This is a genomic window from Tersicoccus phoenicis (genome assembly GCF_001968835.1).
In the GTDB taxonomy this organism is placed as follows: domain Bacteria; phylum Actinomycetota; class Actinomycetes; order Actinomycetales; family Micrococcaceae; genus Tersicoccus; species Tersicoccus phoenicis.
The window spans coordinates 79,150-96,865 of sequence record NZ_MRDE01000022.1 but is presented as its reverse complement, the minus strand read 5'-3'; the positions used below and the strand labels follow the sequence as shown (position 1 = coordinate 96,865).

General features: G+C 72.5%; 12 protein-coding genes. 9 read left to right on the top strand and 3 right to left on the bottom strand.

Translation table 11 applies throughout. From position 1 onward, the window contains the following. Positions 1-49 precede the first annotated feature (49 nt). Entirely contained in the window at positions 50-2,353 is a 2,304-nt protein-coding gene (locus tag BKD30_RS05240; protein ID WP_076702897.1) for a glycoside hydrolase family 3 N-terminal domain-containing protein, read from the top strand. Beyond that, on the top strand, positions 2,350-3,468 hold the full coding sequence (locus tag BKD30_RS16075; protein ID WP_159440545.1) for an aldose epimerase family protein: 1,119 nt from the start codon (positions 2,350-2,352) through the stop codon (positions 3,466-3,468). Before BKD30_RS05240 ends, BKD30_RS16075 begins: the two co-directional genes overlap by 4 nt. 97 nt (positions 3,469-3,565) lie before the next feature. On the opposite strand, the gene xylB is transcribed toward BKD30_RS16075, so the two are convergent. Both xylB and xylA read right to left on the bottom strand, forming a co-directional pair. After that, on the bottom strand, positions 3,566-5,074 hold the full coding sequence (gene xylB, locus BKD30_RS05230) for a xylulokinase (protein ID WP_076702895.1): 1,509 nt from the start codon (positions 5,072-5,074) through the stop codon (positions 3,566-3,568). Between the two features lie 3 nt (positions 5,075-5,077). Next, positions 5,078-6,256, bottom strand: coding sequence for a xylose isomerase (gene xylA / locus BKD30_RS05225; RefSeq protein ID WP_076702893.1), 1,179 nt, complete (start codon positions 6,254-6,256; stop codon positions 5,078-5,080). A 66-nt stretch (positions 6,257-6,322) separates the two neighbouring features. Here xylA and BKD30_RS05220 point away from each other — a divergent pair, with 66 nt between their 5' ends. Next, a complete protein-coding gene (locus BKD30_RS05220; protein WP_235861467.1) occupies positions 6,323-7,567 on the top strand; it encodes an ROK family transcriptional regulator in 1,245 nt (414 codons plus the stop codon). 10 nt (positions 7,568-7,577) lie between these two features. Here the strand turns inward: BKD30_RS05220 and BKD30_RS05215 are convergent, their stop codons facing one another. Beyond that, entirely contained in the window at positions 7,578-8,228 is a 651-nt protein-coding gene (locus tag BKD30_RS05215) for an MBL fold metallo-hydrolase (RefSeq protein WP_076702889.1), read from the bottom strand. 85 nt (positions 8,229-8,313) lie between these two features. Between BKD30_RS05215 and BKD30_RS05210 the strand changes: the two genes are divergently transcribed. From BKD30_RS05210 to uvrA, 6 genes are read left to right on the top strand one after another with little or no spacing between them, the layout of a single operon-like run. After that, the gene (locus tag BKD30_RS05210; protein ID WP_076702887.1) at positions 8,314-8,838 is read left to right on the top strand and encodes a MarR family winged helix-turn-helix transcriptional regulator; all 525 of its coding nucleotides are present in this window, start codon (positions 8,314-8,316) and stop codon (positions 8,836-8,838) included. An 11-nt stretch (positions 8,839-8,849) separates the two neighbouring features. Then, a complete protein-coding gene (locus tag BKD30_RS05205; RefSeq protein ID WP_076702885.1) occupies positions 8,850-10,652 on the top strand; it encodes an MDR family MFS transporter in 1,803 nt (600 codons plus the stop codon). A 40-nt stretch (positions 10,653-10,692) separates the two neighbouring features. Then, positions 10,693-12,426 carry an ABC transporter ATP-binding protein gene (locus BKD30_RS05200; RefSeq protein ID WP_076702884.1) on the top strand — a complete coding sequence of 578 codons (1,734 nt, stop codon included), beginning with the start codon at positions 10,693-10,695 and terminating at the stop codon, positions 12,424-12,426. Beyond that, positions 12,423-14,342 (top strand): ABC transporter ATP-binding protein, encoded by a 1,920-nt coding sequence (locus tag BKD30_RS05195; protein WP_076702882.1) that lies wholly within the window; start codon positions 12,423-12,425, stop codon positions 14,340-14,342. The genes BKD30_RS05200 and BKD30_RS05195 overlap by 4 nt, the downstream gene beginning before the upstream one ends. After that, the gene (locus BKD30_RS05190; RefSeq protein WP_235861465.1) at positions 14,339-14,737 is read left to right on the top strand and encodes a GntR family transcriptional regulator; all 399 of its coding nucleotides are present in this window, start codon (positions 14,339-14,341) and stop codon (positions 14,735-14,737) included. The genes BKD30_RS05195 and BKD30_RS05190 overlap by 4 nt, the downstream gene beginning before the upstream one ends. Positions 14,738-14,779: 42 nt before the next feature. Beyond that, complete coding sequence (gene uvrA, locus BKD30_RS05185) at positions 14,780-17,680, top strand: excinuclease ABC subunit UvrA (protein WP_076702880.1); 2,901 nt, start codon at positions 14,780-14,782, stop codon at positions 17,678-17,680. Positions 17,681-17,716: the final 36 nt, after the last annotated feature.

Sequence of the window (17,716 nt, the reverse complement as noted above, 5' to 3'; positions counted from 1 at the left end):
CCCGTCCCTCCCCGTCGCACCGGTCCCGGTGCCTGTCTCCAGGAGCCACATGCACCTCTGGAACGATCCGCAGCAGCCCGCCGATACCCGTGTCAAGGCCCTGCTGGCCGAACTCACACTGGACGAGAAGATCGGGCAGTTGGGCAGCTTCTGGCCCACCCCCCGGCAGGCCGGCCAACTCGCCGGTGACGTCGCTCCCATGGAGAGCGGGCTGAGCGCCGGCGTCACCTGGGACGACGCCACCCGGCACGGGCTCGGGCACCTGACCCGCAACTGGGGCACCGAGCCGGTGTCCGTCGCCGACGGGCTGGCGCACCTCCGTGACTACCAGCGCCAGGTGATCGAGCGCTCGCGGTTCGGCATCCCGGCGATCGCGCACGAGGAGTGCCTCACCGGCTTCACCGCGTACGGGGCCACCGTCTACCCCGCAGCCATCGCCTGGGGCGCCACCTTCGACCCGGACCTGATCGAGCGGATGGCGCACGCGATCGGCGCCGACCTGGCCGCCGTCGGCGTGCACCAGGGCCTCTCGCCGCTGCTCGACGTCGTGCGCGACTACCGCTGGGGCCGGGTGGAGGAGACCACGGGAGAGGATCCCTACCTCGTGGCCACGCTCGGGACCGCCTACGTGCGCGGGCTCCAGGCCGCCGGCGTGCACGCGACCCTCAAGCACTTCGCGGGCTACTCGGCCTCCCGGGCGGGACGCAACCACGCCCCCGTGCCGATGGGTCGCCGCGAGTTCGAGGACGTGATCCTGTACCCGTTCGAGGTCGCCGTGCGCGAGGGCGGCGTGCGGTCGGTGATGAACTCCTATTCCGATGTCGACGGCGTCCCGGCCGCCTCCGACCGGGAACTGCTGACCGGCGTCCTGCGGGACCGGTGGGGCTTCGACGGCGTGGTGGTCTCCGACTACTGGGCCGTCACCTTCCTCGAGACCATGCACCGGGTGGCCGCCGGCCCCGCGGAGGCCGCCGCCCAGGCCGTGGGCGCGGGCCTGGACGTCGAACTGCCCAACACGGGGACCTACGCCCACCTCGCGGCAGCGGTGGAGGCGGGCCTGGTCGACGAGGCCGCGATCGACGCCTCGGTCGCCCGGGTGCTGCGACAGAAGGTCGAGCTCGGTCTGCTCGACCCCGGGTTCGATCCCGAGCAGATCGGCGCGGACCGGGATCTCGACGCGCCCGCGAACCGCAAACTCGCCCGCGAGGTCGCCGAGCAGAGCATCGTGTTGCTCGCCAACGACGGGGTGCTCCCGTTGGCCGGAGGTGCATCCGTCGCCCTGATCGGTCCCTGCGCCGACGAGCCGCGCACCTTCCTGGGCTGCTACTCGTTCCCCAACCACGTGCTCGGGCGCTACCCCGATCTCGGGCTCGGCATCCCGGTCGATTCGCTGCTGCAGGGGCTGACCGACCGGCTGGGCGACGCCGTCGGTCACACCCTCGGCGCCCCGGTGCTGGAGCCGGACCGCAGCGGGTTCGACGCCGCCGTCGCGCTCGCGGCCGGGAGCGACGTCGCGGTCCTGGCCGTGGGCGATCTAGCGGGCCTGTTCGGGCAGGGCACGTCCGGGGAGGGCTGCGACACCGAGGACCTGCGGCTGCCCGGCGTGCAGGGCGACCTGGTCGAGGCCGTGCTGACCACCGGCACCCCGGTGGTCCTCGTCGTCGTCTCCGGCCGCCCCTACGCGCTCGGGGACTACGCCGACCGGTGCGCGGCCGTTGTCCAGGCGTTCATGCCCGGGGAGGAGGGGGCAGCGGCACTCACCGACGTGCTCACCGGCGTCGTCAACCCCTCCGGCCGCCTGCCCGTGGGCATCCCCGCCACGGTCGGCGGTCAGCCCGGGACGTACCTGGCCCCGCCGCTGGGCTGGTTCAGCGAGGGGGTCTCCAATCTGGACCCCCGGCCCCTCTACCCCTTCGGGTTCGGTCTCGGCTACACCCGGTTGGAGCTCGGCGAGGCCGTCCTGGACCGGAGCGAGCTGCCGGTCGACGGCGAGCTGGTCGTCACCGTGCCGGTCAGCAACCCGGGGGAGCGTGCGGCCACGGAGGTCGTCCAGGTCTATCTGCACGACGACGTCGCCGAGGTGACGCGTCCCGTCGTCGCGCTGATCGGCTACGCGAAGGTCACCCTCGAGCCGGGCGAGTCCGCCGTCGCGCGGTTCCGCGTCCACGCCGACCGCACCTCGTTCACCGGGGCGGACCTGCGGCGGATCGTCGAGCCCGGGACCATGAGCCTGCGGGTCGGCACGTCCAGCCGGGACATCGTCACGGAGCTGACCTTCAACATCACCGGGCAGCGGCGGGTCGTGCCCGAGGGCCGCGTGCTGACCACCCCCTGGACGCTCGACCGCGCGTGAGCGCGAGCGCAGTGAGCGACGCCGCCGGCCAGGAGGCCGAGGGCCGTCCGGACGCGCCGGGCGCGGCACGCCGGTTCGGCGTGGACGCCGCCGGCGGGACGGTGACCGCGCGGCAGATCGGCAGCGACGCCCTCGCGGTCACCGTCCTCGACCACGGCGCCACCCTGAACCGCGTCCGCCTGCGCGAGGACGCCGACCACCCGGGTAGAGGTGCGGGCGCGGGCTGGACGGACGTCGCGCTCGGCTTCGCCGACATGGCCGGGTACCTGGCCCACCCGGACAGCTACCTGGGCGGGTTGATCGGCCGGTACGCCAACCGGATCACCGGCGCCGCCTTCGACCTCGACGGGCGGCGCCACCGGCTCGACGCCAACGACGGCGCCCACAGCCTGCACGGCGGGAACACCGGACTGGACCGTCGGACGTGGGCGGTCACCGAACACACCCCGGCGACGCTCACCCTGGAGCTGGCCAGTCTCGACGGGGACGGCGGCTTCCCCGGCCGGCTGGACGTACGCGCCCGGTATGCGGTGGAAGGCGCGACGCTGGAGCTGACCGTCGAGGCCCGCACCGACGCGCCGACCGTGGTCGGCCTGACGAGCCACCTGTATCTCAACCTCGCCGGAGGCGGCAGCATCGACGAGCACGTGCTGCGGGTGCCGGCCGAGCGGGTGCTGACGGTGGACGCGACGGGCATCCCCGGCGAGATCGCCGACGTCACCGCGGTCGGCCTCGATCTGCGCGACGGTGAGGTCCTCGGCCGCGCGCGACGGCACCCGGTACCGCAGGTGGCCGCCGTCGGCGGCCTCGACCACCCGTACCTGCCCGAGGGGACCGGACTGCGGGAGGTCGCCGATCTGAGCCTGCCGTCCGCCGGCCGGGGCGTGCGCGTGCTCGCGGACCAGCCGTCGTTGCAGGTGTACACGGGCAACGTGCTCGCCACCGGGGTGCCCGGCCACGGCGGGCAGCTGTATCGTCCGGGCGACGGGGTGGCGCTGGAGCCCCAGCAGTGCCCCGACGCCCCCAACCGGGCGGACCTGCCGTCGGCCGTGCTGCGGCCGGGCGAGGTCCGGCGGTCGCGTTTCCGCTGGGAGTTCCGCACGACGACGGACTGATCGACAGGCCCAGCGCCGCCGGTCCTGCCGGTGTGTCCTGGCCGCCGATCCGGTCGGCGAGCCGGGTGGGCACCCCGTCAGCGGGCCACCCCGGTGGTCACGCGCCGGCGCCGACCGTGTCCCGGGGGAGAGGCCCCCGGCCGACGGGGCCGCCGCCGGCGAACTCGTCCCTCGCTCGTGCGGCCTGCCGGTCGTAGGCGGCGCGGACGCCCGGCTGCGGCGTCCCGGTGAACCGCTCGGCCCGGCCGGCGGTCCAGGCGATCGGGACGGAAGCCCCGGCCGCAACGGTGGCGGCCTGCCGGGCGGCGCCGTCGGCCACGTACTCGCCCGGGGACGGCACCAGGACCGGCACGCCGAGCAGGCCGGGGGCGAGCTTCCGCACCGCGGCCGACCGGGCACCGCCGCCCACCAGCGCCACCTCGGTGACGTCGACCCCGAGCGCGCGGATGCCGTCGAGCGCGGCGGCCAGATGACAGAGCAGGCCCTCGACCGCCGCCCGCGCCAGGTTCGGCCGGGTCAGCGACGCCGGCGTCATCCCGTGCAGCGACCCCGTGGCCCGGGGCAGGTCCGGGGTGCGCTCACCCTCGAGGTACGGCACGTGCACGAGGCCGCCCGCGCCGGGTTCCGCGGCGAGGGCGAGTTCGCTGAACTCGGTGTGCTCGACGCCGAGCAGGCGGCGCGCGGCCTCGAGCACCCGCGTCGCGTTGAGCGTGCACGCCAAGGGCAGGAAGACGCCCGTCGCGTCCGCGAACCCCGCGACGATGCCGCTCGGGTCGGTGGTGGGGGCCTCGGTCACGGCCGCCACCACCCCGGACGTACCCAGGGAGAGGAAGACCTGCCCGGGAGCCAGGCCGAGCCCGAGGGCGGCCCCCGCGTTGTCCCCGCACCCGGGTGCGAGCACGATTCCGGCCGGGACCGCGCCGGCGCCGGCGGTGGTCCCGACGGCCTCGAAGGGCTCGGCGACACGGGGAAGCACCAGCTCGTCCGGCCCGACGTCGCGCCGCAGGGCGCGGGAGACCAGGTCCCACCGGTACTGCCCCGTGTCGGGTTGCCAGTAGCCGGTTCCCGAGGCGTCGGAGCGGTCCGTGGTCAGGGTGGCCAGGTCGGCCGACCCGGCCAGGCGCCAGGTGAGCCAGTCGTGCGGAAGGGCCACCGCGGCCACGCGCGCCGCGTGCTCCGGCTCGTGGTCGGCGAGCCAGCGGAGCTTGGACACCGTGAACGAGGCGACCGGCACCGAGCCGCCCGCCGCCAGCAGGGCCTCCCGGCCCCGCGCGACGTCGCCGTCGCCGAGCTCGTGGGCGAGGTCGACGACGGCGTCCGCCGAGCGGGTGTCGTTCCAGAGCAGGGCCGGCCGGATCACCGCACCGGCCGCGTCGAGGGCGACCATGCCGTGCTGCTGACCGCCCACCGCCATCGCGGTGACCCCGTCCAGGCCACCGGCGTCCTCGATCGCGGCCTGGAGGGCGTCCCACCAGGCCGCGGGATCGACCTCCGTGCCGTCGGGGTGCGGCGCCGACCCGGAGCGCACGAGCGCCCCGGTCTCGGCGTCACGGATGACGACCTTGCAGGACTGCGTCGAGCTGTCGACGCCGGCGACGAGGGCCACGGGTCAGCCGATCAGGTGCTCGACGGCCAGCTGGTGCAGCGCCACGAAGCCGTAGTCGCGCTCCGCGGCGGCGTCGACGTCGAACTCGTCGGCCGCGGCGCGCAGGTCGGCCACCGTCTCGTCCGCGGCGAGTGTCGGCTCGGCGAGGTCGGCCACGCCGGCGTGGTGCAGGGCCTCCTGCACGCGCGGATCCGCCCGGAAGGCCCGTGCCTTCTCGGCCAGCTGCAGGTAGGTGGCCATGTTCGCCTCGGCCGACTTCCAGACGCCGTCGAAGTACTCGGTGCGGGACGGCTTGTAGTCGAAGTGCTTGGGGCCGGTGTAGCGGGGCGCGTCGGGCGAACCCGGGAACCCGTTCTCCAGCAGGTCGACGGTGAAGAAGGCCGAGAGCAGATCGCCGTGGCCGAACACCAGGTCCTGGTCGTACTTCAGGCCCTTCTGGCCGTTCAGGTCGATGTGGAACAGCTTGCCGCTGAACAGCGCCTGCGCGAGGGCGTGCGTGTAGTTGAGGTTGGCCATCTGCTCGTGCCCGGTCTCCGGGTTGAGGCCGACGATGTCGCCGTGCTCCAGCTCGGCGATCAGAGCCAGCGCGTGGCCCACCGTCGGCAGGAAGATGTCGCCGCGCGGCTCGTTGGGCTTGGGCTCCAGACCGATCCGCAGGTCGTAGCCCTGGTCCTTGATGTAACCGGCGACGGTATCGAGGCCATCGCGGTACCGCTCCAGCGCCGCGTACAGGTTCTTCGAGGAGTCGTACTCCGCGCCCTCGCGGCCGCCCCACATGACGAACGTGCCGGCGCCCATCTCCGCGGCCAGGTCGACGGCGGAGAGCACCTTGCGCAGGCCGAACCGGCGCACGCTCCGGTCGTTGGAGGTGAGGCCGCCGTCCTTGAACACCGGGTGCGTGAAGGTGTTCGTCGTGACCATCTCGATCACCAGGCCGGCGCGGTCCGCGGCGTCCTTGAGCTGACCGGTGATCCGGCGCCGCGTCTGCTCGTCGGCGTCGAACGGGAAGACGTCGTTGTCGTGGAACGTGATGCCCCACGCGCCCAGCTCGGCCAGCTTCTCCGCGTACTCCCGCGGGTCCAGCGACGGCCGGGTCGCGGACCCGAACGGGTCGATGCCGGTCCAGCCGACCGTCCACAGGCCGAACGAGAACCGGTCGTCCTTCGTGGGCTGACGCACCATGATCACTCCTCTGTCGAGATTGTTGTTTCATACAACATAGTGGTGAGGTCGGTTACAGTCAATGCCGTGAACATCGTCTCGCGTCCTGCCCGCCCGCGCCCGGTGGCCGGCGCCACGCAGGCGACGCTGCGGGAGCACAACCTCTCGCTGGTCGCGCGCATCATCCTCGGCGCGACCACGTCGATGTCCCGGGCCGACGTCGCCGCGGCCACGGCGTTGACCCGGTCGACCGTTTCCCGGTTGGTCGACGACCTGCTGGCGGGCGGCCTGGTCCGCGAGGTCGCCAAGGTCGGGGGCGGGCTCGGCCGGCCGGCGACCCCGGTGGTCGCCGACGACCGGCTCTGCGCCCTCGGCCTGCAGGTGAACGCCACGTTCCTGCTGGCGCGCCTGGTCGCCCTCGACGGTAGCGTGCTCGCCGAGGAGACGGTGGACGGGGATTTCGTGGCCAGTGACCCGGCCGTGGTCCTGCCGCGGATGGGAGCGTGCGGCGTGCGAGTGGCCGCGGCCGCCGGACCGGACCGGACGCTGGTGGGCACCGGGCTGGCCCTGCCCGGCATCGTCCGCCCCGGCTCGGGCACGCTGCTGCGGGCGCCGAACCTGGGCTGGTCGGCCGTCGAGCCGGGACCGCTGCTCGCCGCGCCGGCCCTCGGACCGGTGCTGCTCGGGAACGAGGCAGACTGCGCCGCCGTCGCGGTGGCACATCCGGTCCCCGGCCGCCGGGAGGGACCGCAGGACTTCATCTACCTCTCGGGGGAGATCGGCATCGGCGGCGCGGCCGTGCTCGACGGGCGCCTGATGCGGGGCCAGCACGGCTGGGCCGGCGAGATCGGGCACGTGTGCGTGGACCCGGCGGGACCGGCCTGCCCATGCGGTTCACACGGCTGCCTGGAGCGGTACGCGGGCCTCCGGGCGCTGCAGAGCGCGGCCGGGCTGCCGGTGACGGCCGGGATCGACCGGTTCGCCGCCGCCTGCCGCGAGGGTGACGAGGCGGCCACGCGGGCGCTCGCCACCGCGGTGAGCGCCCTGGAGACCGCGCTGGTCAGTGCCGTCAACCTCCTCGACATCCCGGCGGTGATCCTCGGCGGTCATCTCGGCCGACTCGCCGGGCTGATCGCGCCGGACCTGGCCGAACGGCTCGGAACCCGGGCGCTCGCCGGCCGGTTCGACGGGCCGACCGTGACGGTCGGCGCGCACACGGGGACGGAAGACCGGGCGCCCGGCGCGACCGGAGCCGCGATCACGGTGCTGGAGGGAGTCATCGAACGCCCGGCGGCCTGGGTGCCGACCACCACGAGCCGGCTCCGCCGCTGAGGTGCGCTCGCTACCAGCCGCGCCGCTCCCACTCCGGCAGGGCCGGGCGCTCGGCCCCGAGCGTCGTCGGCGCCCCGTGGCCGGGATGGACGACCGTGTCGTCGTCGAGCACGTCGAACACGCGCTCGACGACGTCCCGGTACAGGGAACGGAAGTCCGCCGGCCCGCTCGTGCGGCCCACCCCGCCGGGGAAGAGGGAGTCGCCGCTGAACAGGTGGTCCGGACCCGCCGGGTCCCGCAGCAGCAGGGCGACCGACCCGGGGGTGTGTCCGCGCAGGGCGATCGCCGTCAGGGCGAACCCGTCGAAGTCCGCGACGTCACCGTGGTCGAGCAGCACCGACGTCGGCACCTCGATGGCCGGGGCGTCGTCCCGGCCGGCGGCGGTCCGCGCACCGGTCCGCTCGGCGACCGCGGCCAGCGCACCGACGTGATCGTGGTGCCGGTGAGTGGTGATGATCAGCGCGAGCCGCGGGTCGGCGGGGGAGTCGGTCGCGGCGGAGGCGAGCAGGCCCTCGATCGCCGGGGCGTCGGCGGCGGCGTCGATCAGGGCCTGGGCGCCGGAGCGGCGCGAGGTCAGCAGGTAGACGTTGTTGTCCATCGAGCCGACGGCGATGCTGCGCAGCACGACGTCGGTCGTCTTCGTCACGGCGATGTCGGTCATGTGAGCAGCATAACAAGCTAGTTAGTTGACCTAAGCAAACAGTGCGCCTATGGTTGGTTCGGTCAACAAATCGACGGAGGGGATCATGACCGTCACCGAGGGAACCGCCGCCGCACTGGTGGAGCAGATCACGCGCCTGCAGCGCACCATCAAGCACGTCACCGCGCGTCAGGTGGCCGCCGCGGACGGCGTGGGGATGGCCCACGTGGGCATCCTCTACATGCTGTGTGCGTCCTCGGAACGGCGCGCGACGGAGCTGGCCGACGAGCTCGGGATCGGGACGTCCGCCCTGAGTCGCCAGATCTCGTCCCTCGAGGACCGCGGACTGCTCAGCCGCCGCCCCGATCCGGACGACGGCCGCGCGAGCCTGCTGTCGGTCACCGATGCGGGCCGTGGCCTGGTCGGCGCCGTCACCGCGGAGCGCACGCAGCGCCTCAAGGACCTGTTGACCGGGTGGGACGAGGCCGAGGCCGAGCACGCCACCCGCACCCTGGGCCGCCTGAGTGAGGTCTTCCAGGCGGCCCAGCACGAGAACGTCCGGCCCCGTCACGACGGGGACCGGGGGGAGGCGCCGGGGAGCGCCCCCGAGGCCACCATCACGAGCGCGTAGAGGAAACCTTCATGAGCAGCACCACCGCAGCGGAACGGCCGGCGTCCACGACGCCGGCCGAAGAACTGCACATGTCCCACAAGGAGATCCTGGCCGCCCTGACCGGCCTGCTCGCGGCGTTCTTCACCGCGATCCTCTCCTCGACCATCGTCGCCAACGCGCTGCCGCGCATCGTCGGCGACCTGCACGGCACCCAGACGGACTTCGCCTGGATCATCACCGCCGCGCTGCTGGCGAACGCGGCCTCGACCCCGATCTGGGGCAAGCTGGCCGACCTGTTCGACAAGAAGCTGCTGGTCCAGATCTCCATCGTCATGTTCGTGCTCGGCTCCATCGGGGCCGGCGTCGCGCAGACCATCCCGATCATGATGGTCGGCCGCGTCGTCCAGGGCCTGGCCATGGGCGGTCTGACCGCGCTCGCCCAGGCGATCCTGGGCACGATCATCCCGCCGCGGCAGCGCGGCCGCTACGCCGGCTACATGGGCGCCGTGATGGCCGTGGCCATGTCCGGCGGCCCGCTGCTCGGCGGCGTGATCGTGGACAGCCCCTTCGGCTGGCGGGGCACGTTCTTCGTCTGCGTGCCCCTGGCCGTGATCGCGCTCGTCATCATCCAGCTCAAGCTGCACCTGGGCCACCTGAACGTCAAGCGCAAGGTCTCCATCGACTGGTTCGGCGCCGTGCTCCTGGCCGCGGCCGTGAGCATCCTGCTGATCTGGGTCTCCTTCGCCGGCAAGGCCGACTACTACGACTGGTGGTCGCCGCAGACCGTGTGGATGGTCGGCGGCAGCATCGTGCTGATCGCCCTGTTCATCGTCGTCGAGTCCCGCGTCGCGGAGCCCGTCGTGCCGCTGAAGATCGTCTCCGAGCGCACGACGGCGCTCGCCATCATCGCCTCGGTCGCGGTGGGCATCGGCCTGTTCGGTGGCAACACCTACCTCGGCCAGTACTTCCAGGTCGCCCGCGGATACACCCCGACGGAGGCCGGCCTGCTGATGCTCCCGATGATCTTCGGCAACCTGATCGCCACGACCGTGGCCGGGCAGCTGATCACCCGGTTCGGCAAGTGGAAGCGCTTCCTCGTGGTCGGGTCGATCCTGCTCATCGCCGGCCTCGGGCTCGCCTCCACGCTGGACCACACGACGCCGCTGTGGCAGGTCTCGGTCTACATCTTCCTCGTCGGTCTGGGCACCGGTGCGCTGATGCAGAACCTGGTGCTCGCCGTGCAGAACACCGTGCGGGTGCAGGACATCGGCGCCGCCAGCGCGTCCGTCGCGTTCTTCCGGTCCTTCGGCGGTGCGATCGGCGTGGCCGTGCTCGGCGCGGTGCTCGGCAACCGGGTCACCGAGTTGACGACCCAGGGCATGGCCGCGCGCGGGATGCGGCCGACCGGAAGCACCGGCTCGACCGCGTCCCTGGACCTGAACGCCCTGCCGGGGCCGGTCCGCGAGGTCATCCGGGCCGCCTACGGTGACGCGACCGGCCTGATCTTCCGCTACGCCGCGATCGTCGCGGTCGTCGTCCTGATCGCCACGCTGCTGATCCGGGAGCGGACGCTGCGCACGACCATCGACGTCCGGCCGAGCGTCGAGCCGGTGGTCGCCGCTAAGGCCACCCCGCCGTCGGACACCCTGCCGGTGATCTCCGGTGCTGCCCACGGGCGGCACGCCGCGGCGACCGAGGTCGACGCCGAACGCGACGCCGGCCCCGACGTCGGGCCCTCCATTGGCCGCCGACGGGCCGCGCACCGGGCCGACGCGCCGGCAACGGACGCGCCGGGAACCGACGATCGTGAACTGGAGGCCGTGCGCCGCTGACCGCGGTGCCGGCCGAAGCGGACGCAGGAAAGGAACCCCGATGTTGATCCGGCTGGTCGGCCGCCACCTGGCACCCCACCGGGCGGCGGTGATCGCGATCATCGTGCTGCAACTGCTGCAGACCCTGGCCACCCTGTATCTGCCCACCCTGAACGCGACCATCATCGACGAGGGCATCGTCCGGGCTGACCTGGGCGTGATCTGGTCCGTCGGCGGGTTGATGCTGGTGATGACGGTGGGGCAGATCCTCTGCAACATCGCGGCCATCTTCCTCGCCGCTCGGGTCGCGATGAGTGTGGGCCGGCAGGCCCGCGCCGAGGTGTTCTCCGCCGTGCAGCGGTTCTCCTCCCGGGAGCTGAGCAGCTTCGGCGCGCCGTCGCTGATCACCCGCGGCACCAACGACGTGCAGCAGGTGCAGATGCTCGTGCTGATGTCGTTCACCATGCTCGTCACCGCCCCGATCATGGGCGTGGGCGGCGTGCTGCTGGCCCTGCAGCAGGACGTGGCGCTGTCCGGGCTGCTGCTCGTGGTGCTGCCGTTCCTGCTCGTGGTGATCGGGCTGATCGTGCGGAAGCTGGTGCCGTTGTTCCGCCGCGGCCAGACCCAGCTGGACCGGGTCAACGCGGTGCTGCGCGAGCAGATCATGGGCCTGAGCGTGATCCGCGCCTTCGTCCGGGAGCGGCAGGAATCGGCCCGGTTCGACGCCGCCAACCGGGACCTGACGGCCACCCAGCTCGGCGCCGGATACCTGCTGGCGCTGATGTTCCCGTCCATCATGCTCGTCGTCAACGTCGCCACCGTCGGCGTGCTCTACTTCGGGGCGATGCGCATCGACGCCGGGCAGATGCAGATCGGGGCGCTGACGGCCTTCCTGGCGTACATCATGCAGATCCTGATGGCGGTGATGCTCGCCATGTTCCTGTTCATGATGCTGCCCCGCGCCGCCGTGTCCGCCGAGCGGATCCAGGCCGTGGTCGCCACCGAGCCCTCCGTCGTCTCCGCGCCGGACGCCGTCGCGGACGGTCCGCTGCACGGTGCCCTCCGGTTCGAGCGGGTCGGGTTCCGCTACCCCGGGGCCCAGCGGGACGTGCTCAGCGGGATCAGCTTCACGGCCGAGCCCGGGCGCACCACCGCCGTCATCGGCTCGACCGGTGCCGGCAAGACCACCCTGGTGGACCTGATCCCGCGGCTGATCGATGCCACCGCCGGCACGATCAGCATCGGCGGCCGGCCCACCACCGGACTCCCCCTGGACGATCTGCGCGCCGGGATCGGCCTGGTGCCCCAGCGCGCCCACCTGTTCTCCGGCACCGTCGCGACCAACCTGCGGATGGCCGACCCGGACGCCACCGACGAGCAGCTCTGGGCTGCCCTGCGCGTCGCGCAGGCCGCGGACTTCGTCGCCGCCCTCCCCGAGGGGCTGGACGGGGCGGTCGAACCCGGCGGCACCAATTTCTCCGGGGGTCAGCGGCAGCGGATCTGCATCGCCCGGGCCCTGGTCCGCCGCCCCGGCGTCTACCTGTTCGACGACAGCTTCTCCGCCCTCGACTACACCACCGACGCCCGCGTGCGTGCCGCGCTCATCCCGTGGACCCGCGACGCCGTCGTCCTCGTCGTCGCGCAGCGGGTCAGCACTATCCGGCACGCGGACACCATCCTCGTCCTGGACGAGGGTGCCCTCGTCGGCACCGGCACCCACGAGGAGCTGCTGGCCGACTGCCCCACCTACCGGCAGATCGTCGAGTCCCAGTTGAGCGCCGAGGAGGCGGCATGAGTATGCACGGACGGGGTGCGCCCCCGGGCAGGGCCCTGCACGTCCGCGCCACCGTGGGCCGGCTCGCCGGGGTGATGCGCCCGGACGCCGGCAAGCTCGCGCTGGTCGTGCTGATGGCGATCGGGGCGGTCGGGCTGACCGTGGCGGCGCCCCGGATCCTCGGTGCCGCCACCGACGTCATCTTCGCCGGGGTGATCGGCCGGATGACGCCGGCCGGGGTGTCCCGGGACGAGCTGATCGCCGGGCTGCGGGCCTCGGGCCAGCAGCAGCAGGCCGACCTGCTCTCCGGCATGAGCTTCGTCCCCGGGCAGGGCGTGGACACGGGCCGGCTGGCGGGCATCCTGCTCACCGTGCTGGCCCTCTACCTGGTCGCCTTCCTGCTCAACTGGCTGCAGGCCCGGCTGATCGCGGCGGCCGTGCAGCGAGCCATGTACACGCTGCGCCGGTCCGTGCAGGGCAAACTGGCCCGGCTGCCGATGGCGCACTTCCACGATCACCCGCGCGGTGAGGTGCTGTCCCGGGTCACCAACGACATCGACAACCTCGCCCAGACCCTCAACCAGACCCTCACCCAGATCGTCGTGTCCGTGCTGACCGTGCTCGGTGTGCTCGTCATGATGATCTCCATCTCACCGGCCCTCGCCGTCGTCGCCGTGGTCAGCGTCCCGCTGTCGGCGGTGATCACCGTGCTGGTGGCCCGCCGGTCCCAGCCCCAGTTCATGGCCCAGTGGAACCGCACCGGGGCCCTGAACGCGCACATCGAGGAGATGTTCACCGGGCACGAGGTGGTCACCGCGTTCGGCCGGCAGGACCAGGCGAAGGCCACGTTCGACGCCACCAACACCGAGCTGTACGAGGCGAGCCGTCGCGCGCAGTTCGTCTCCGGCCTGATCATGCCGCTGATGATGTTCGTCTCCAACCTGGTCTACGTCGCCGTCGCCGTCGTCGGTGCCCTCCAGGTGGCGTCCGGTCTGATCACCATCGGCAGCGTGCAGGCGTTCGTGCAGTACGCCCGGCAGTTCTCCCAGCCGCTCGGGCAGCTCGGCGGCATGCTGAACCTGCTCCAGTCCGGGCTCGCCTCCGCGGAGCGGGTGTTCGAGCTGCTGGACGCGCCGGAGCAGAGCCCCGACCCGGCCGACCCGGCGCGGCTGCCCACGGCCCGGGGCCTGGTGGCGTTCGAGGACGTGTCCTTCCGCTACCGGCAGGACACCCCGCTGATCGAGCACCTGGACCTGCGGGCCGAGCCGGGCCAGACCGTGGCCGTCGTCGGCCCGACCGGCGCCGGCAAGACCACCCTGGTCAACCTGCTGCTGCGGTTCTACGAGCTCGACGGCGGCCGGATCACCATCGACGGGGTGGACATCGCCGCCATGACCCGGGACGAGTTGCGCGGCCACTTCGGCATGGTGCTGCAGGACCCGTGGGTGTTCGGCGGCACCATCCGGGAGAACCTCGCCTACGGGGCGCCCGACGCCGGGGAGGACGAGATCGTCGCCGTCGCGCGGGCCACCTCCGTGGACCACGTGGTCCGGTCCCTGCCCGACGGGTACGACACCGTGCTGTCCGATGACGGTTCCGCGCTCAGCGCGGGGCAGAAGCAGCTCGTCACCATCGCCCGGGCCCAGCTGGCGGACCCGGAGATCCTCATCCTGGACGAGGCGACCAGCTCGGTGGACACCCGCACCGAGGTGCTGATCCAGCAGGCGATGAACCGGCTGCGCGCCGGGCGCACCAGCTTCGTCATCGCCCACCGCCTCTCCACCATCCGGGACGCGGACCTGATCCTCGTGCTCGAGGACGGCCGCGTCGTCGAACAGGGCGACCACGAGGCCCTGCTGGCCGCCCGCGGCCACTACTGGGAGCTGTACAACGCGCAGTTCACCGCGCCCGCCGTCGAGGAGGAGGTGAGCCGGTGACCGCGACGCCCCTGATCGACGCGCTCCGGATCGATCCCGCCAGCCCCACCGCACCGTTCGAGCAGGTCCGCCGGTTCATCGCCGCCGCGGCCGCCAACGGCGCTCTGCCGGCCGGGTCGCGGCTGCCTCCGGTGCGGGTGCTCGCGCAGCAGCTGAACCTCGCGGCCAACACCGTCGCGCGTGCTTACCGGGAGCTGGAGGAGGCGGGTATCGTCGTCACCGCCGGCCGGGCCGGGACCACGGTCGCGGCCACCGACGCGGCCCGGCGGAAGGTCGCCGCGGTCGCCCGGGAGCTGGCGCGGGCGGCCCGCGCGGCCGGCCTGGACCAGGCCGAGGCCGCGAGCATGCTCCGGGCGGCCTGGGCGGCGGACGACACCGGCTCCGCCGACGGCTGAACCGCGGTTCTCCCGCCGCGTCTCGAACGAGTCTTCGATAGGATGGACGCCGTGCCCGACGCTGAGATGACCCGACTGATCACGCATGACCCGACCCGCCTGACCGTCAAGGGGGCGCGGGAGCACAACCTGCGGAACGTGGACCTGGACCTGCCGCGGGACGCGATGATCGTCTTCACCGGCCTGTCCGGGTCCGGCAAGTCGTCGCTCGCGTTCGACACCATCTTCGCGGAGGGGCAGCGCCGCTACGTCGAGTCGCTGTCCGCGTACGCCCGGATGTTCCTCGGGCAGGTGGACAAGCCCGACGTCGATTTCATCGAGGGGCTCTCCCCGGCGGTGTCCATCGACCAGAAGTCGACGTCCCGCAACCCGCGGTCCACGGTCGGCACGATCACCGAGATCTACGACTACCTGCGGCTGCTGTGGGCACGGATCGGCCGCCCGTACTGCCCGATCTGCGGGGAGCCGGTGACGAAGCAGACGCCCCAGCAGATCGTCGACCAGCTGCTCGAACTGCCCGAGGGCACCCGGTTCCAGGTGCTCGCCCCCGTGGTGCGCGGCCGGAAGGGCGAGTTCGTCGACCTGTTCGCGGACCTGTCCGCCAAGGGTTTCGCCCGCGCCGTCGTCGACGGCAAGCAGATCCAACTCACCGAGCCGCCCAAACTCGGCAAACAGTACAAACACACCATCGAGGTGGTGGTCGACCGGCTCGTGGTGCGCGAGGGCATGCGGCAGCGACTCACCGACTCCGTTGAGACCGCGCTGCTGCTCGCCGAGGGGCGCATGCTCGCCGACTTCGTCGACCTCGACGTCGACGACCCCGACCGCACCCGCGCGTTCAGCGAGAACCTCGCCTGCCCCAACGAGCACCCGCTCGCGATCGACGAGATCGAACCCCGCTCCTTCTCCTTCAACAACCCGTTCGGCGCGTGCCCGGTGTGCACCGGCATCGGCACCCGGCTCGAGGTCGACGAGGACCTCGTCATCCCGGACCCGGGCAAGGCCCTCCGGGACGGTGCCATCGCACCGTGGTCCCTGGGCACCGCCACCACCGAGTACTGGAACCGGCTGCTCGACGGCCTGGGCCGGGAGCTCGGCTTCGACCTGGACACCCCGTTCGCGCAGCTGCCCGCGGCCGCGAAGAAGGCCATCCTGCTCGGCAAGGACCACAAGGTCACCGTGCAGTACCGCAACCGGTTCGGCCGGGAGCGCACCTACAGCACCGGCTTCGAGGGCGTCGTCGCGTACATCAAGCGCAAGCACACCGAGACGGAGTCCGACTCGGCGCGCGAACGGTACGAGGAGTACATGCGGCAGATCCCGTGCCCCGAGTGCCACGGGGCACGGCTGAACCCGGCGTCCCTGTCGGTGCTGATCGCGGGGCGGTCCATCGCCGAGGTGTGCGCCCTGCCGCTGCGCGACTGCGCCGCGTTCCTGCGGGACCTGGAGCTGACCGACCGGGAGCAGCAGATCGGCCACCAGGTGCTCAAGGAGATCGACGCCCGGCTGACGTTCCTGCTCGACGTCGGGCTGGAGTACCTCAACCTGTCCCGGCCCTCGGGCACCCTCTCCGGCGGGGAGGCGCAGCGGATCCGGCTCGCCACCCAGATCGGCTCCGGCCTGGTCGGCGTGCTGTACGTGCTGGACGAACCGTCGATCGGCCTGCACCAGCGGGACAATCGACGCCTGATCGAGACGCTGACCCGGCTGCGCGACCTCGGGAACACGCTGATCGTCGTCGAGCACGACGAGGACACCATCGCCGAGGCCGACTGGATCGTCGACGTCGGGCCCGGAGCGGGCGAACACGGCGGCGCGATCGTCCACTCCGGCAGCTACGCCGACCTGCTGGCGAACACCACGTCCCTGACCGGCGACTACCTGGCCGGCCGGCGCGCCATCGAGCCGCCCGCCACCCGGCGCCCGATCGAGAAGAAGCGGACCCTCAAGATCATCGGGGCGCGGGAGAACAACCTGCGCAACCTCGACGTGTCCATCCCGCTCGGCGTGTTCACCGCCGTCACCGGCGTCTCCGGGTCCGGGAAGTCCACCCTGGTCAACGACATCCTCTACAAGACGATGGCGAACCGGCTCAACGGCGCCAAGCAGGTGCCCGGCCGGCACACCCGCGTCGAGGGGCTCGAGCAGCTGGACAAGGTCATCCACGTGGACCAGAGCCCGATCGGCCGCACCCCGCGGTCCAACCCCGCCACCTACACCGGAGTGTTCGACCACATCCGCAAGCTGTTCGCCGAGACGAACGAGGCCAAGCTGCGCGGCTACCAGCCGGGCCGGTTCTCCTTCAACGTCAAGGGCGGCCGCTGCGAGGCGTGCTCCGGCGACGGCACCCTGAAGATCGAGATGAACTTCCTGCCGGACGTGTACGTGCCGTGCGAGGTCTGCCACGGCGCGCGGTACAACCGCGAGACCCTCGAGGTGCACTACAAGGGCAAGACGATCGCCGACGTGCTGAACATGCCGATCGAGGAGGCCGCGACCTTCTTCGCCGCGTTCACCCCGATCGCCCGGCACCTGACCACCCTGGTCGACGTCGGGCTCGGCTACGTGCGGCTCGGCCAGCCGGCGACGACGCTCTCCGGCGGGGAGGCGCAGCGGGTCAAGCTCGCGAGCGAACTGCAGAAGCGGTCCAACGGCCGCAGCGTGTACGTGCTCGACGAGCCCACCACCGGCCTGCACTTCGAGGACATCCGCAAGCTGCTGCTCGTGCTGCAGTCGCTGGTGGACAAGGGCAACACGGTGATCACCATCGAGCACAACCTCGACGTGATCAAGAGCGCCGACTGGGTGATCGACCTCGGCCCCGAGGGCGGCTCCGGTGGCGGCACCCTGGTGGCCACGGGCACACCCGAGCAGGTCGCGGCCGTCGAGGAGTCCTACACCGGGCAGTTCCTCACCGAGCTGCTCGTCCCGGCGGCGTCCTGAGCGGCGGAGCCCAGGACGGCGGAGCCCAGTATGCCG

Excerpts from the sequence above, each read along its gene's own strand:
- uvrA (WP_076702880.1), top strand. The coding sequence starts at position 14,780 with ATGGACGCCGTGCCCGACGCTGAGATGACCCGACTGATCACGCATGAC.
- BKD30_RS05210 (WP_076702887.1), top strand. The coding sequence starts at position 8,314 with ATGACCGTCACCGAGGGAACCGCCGCCGCACTGGTGGAGCAGATCACG.
- BKD30_RS05215 (WP_076702889.1), bottom strand. The coding sequence starts at position 8,228 with ATGACCGACATCGCCGTGACGAAGACGACCGACGTCGTGCTGCGCAGC.
- xylA (WP_076702893.1), bottom strand. The coding sequence starts at position 6,256 with ATGGTGCGTCAGCCCACGAAGGACGACCGGTTCTCGTTCGGCCTGTGG.
- BKD30_RS05195 (WP_076702882.1), top strand. The coding sequence starts at position 12,423 with ATGAGTATGCACGGACGGGGTGCGCCCCCGGGCAGGGCCCTGCACGTC.
- BKD30_RS05200 (WP_076702884.1), top strand. The coding sequence starts at position 10,693 with ATGTTGATCCGGCTGGTCGGCCGCCACCTGGCACCCCACCGGGCGGCG.
- BKD30_RS05205 (WP_076702885.1), top strand. The coding sequence starts at position 8,850 with ATGAGCAGCACCACCGCAGCGGAACGGCCGGCGTCCACGACGCCGGCC.
- BKD30_RS05240 (WP_076702897.1), top strand. The coding sequence starts at position 50 with ATGCACCTCTGGAACGATCCGCAGCAGCCCGCCGATACCCGTGTCAAG.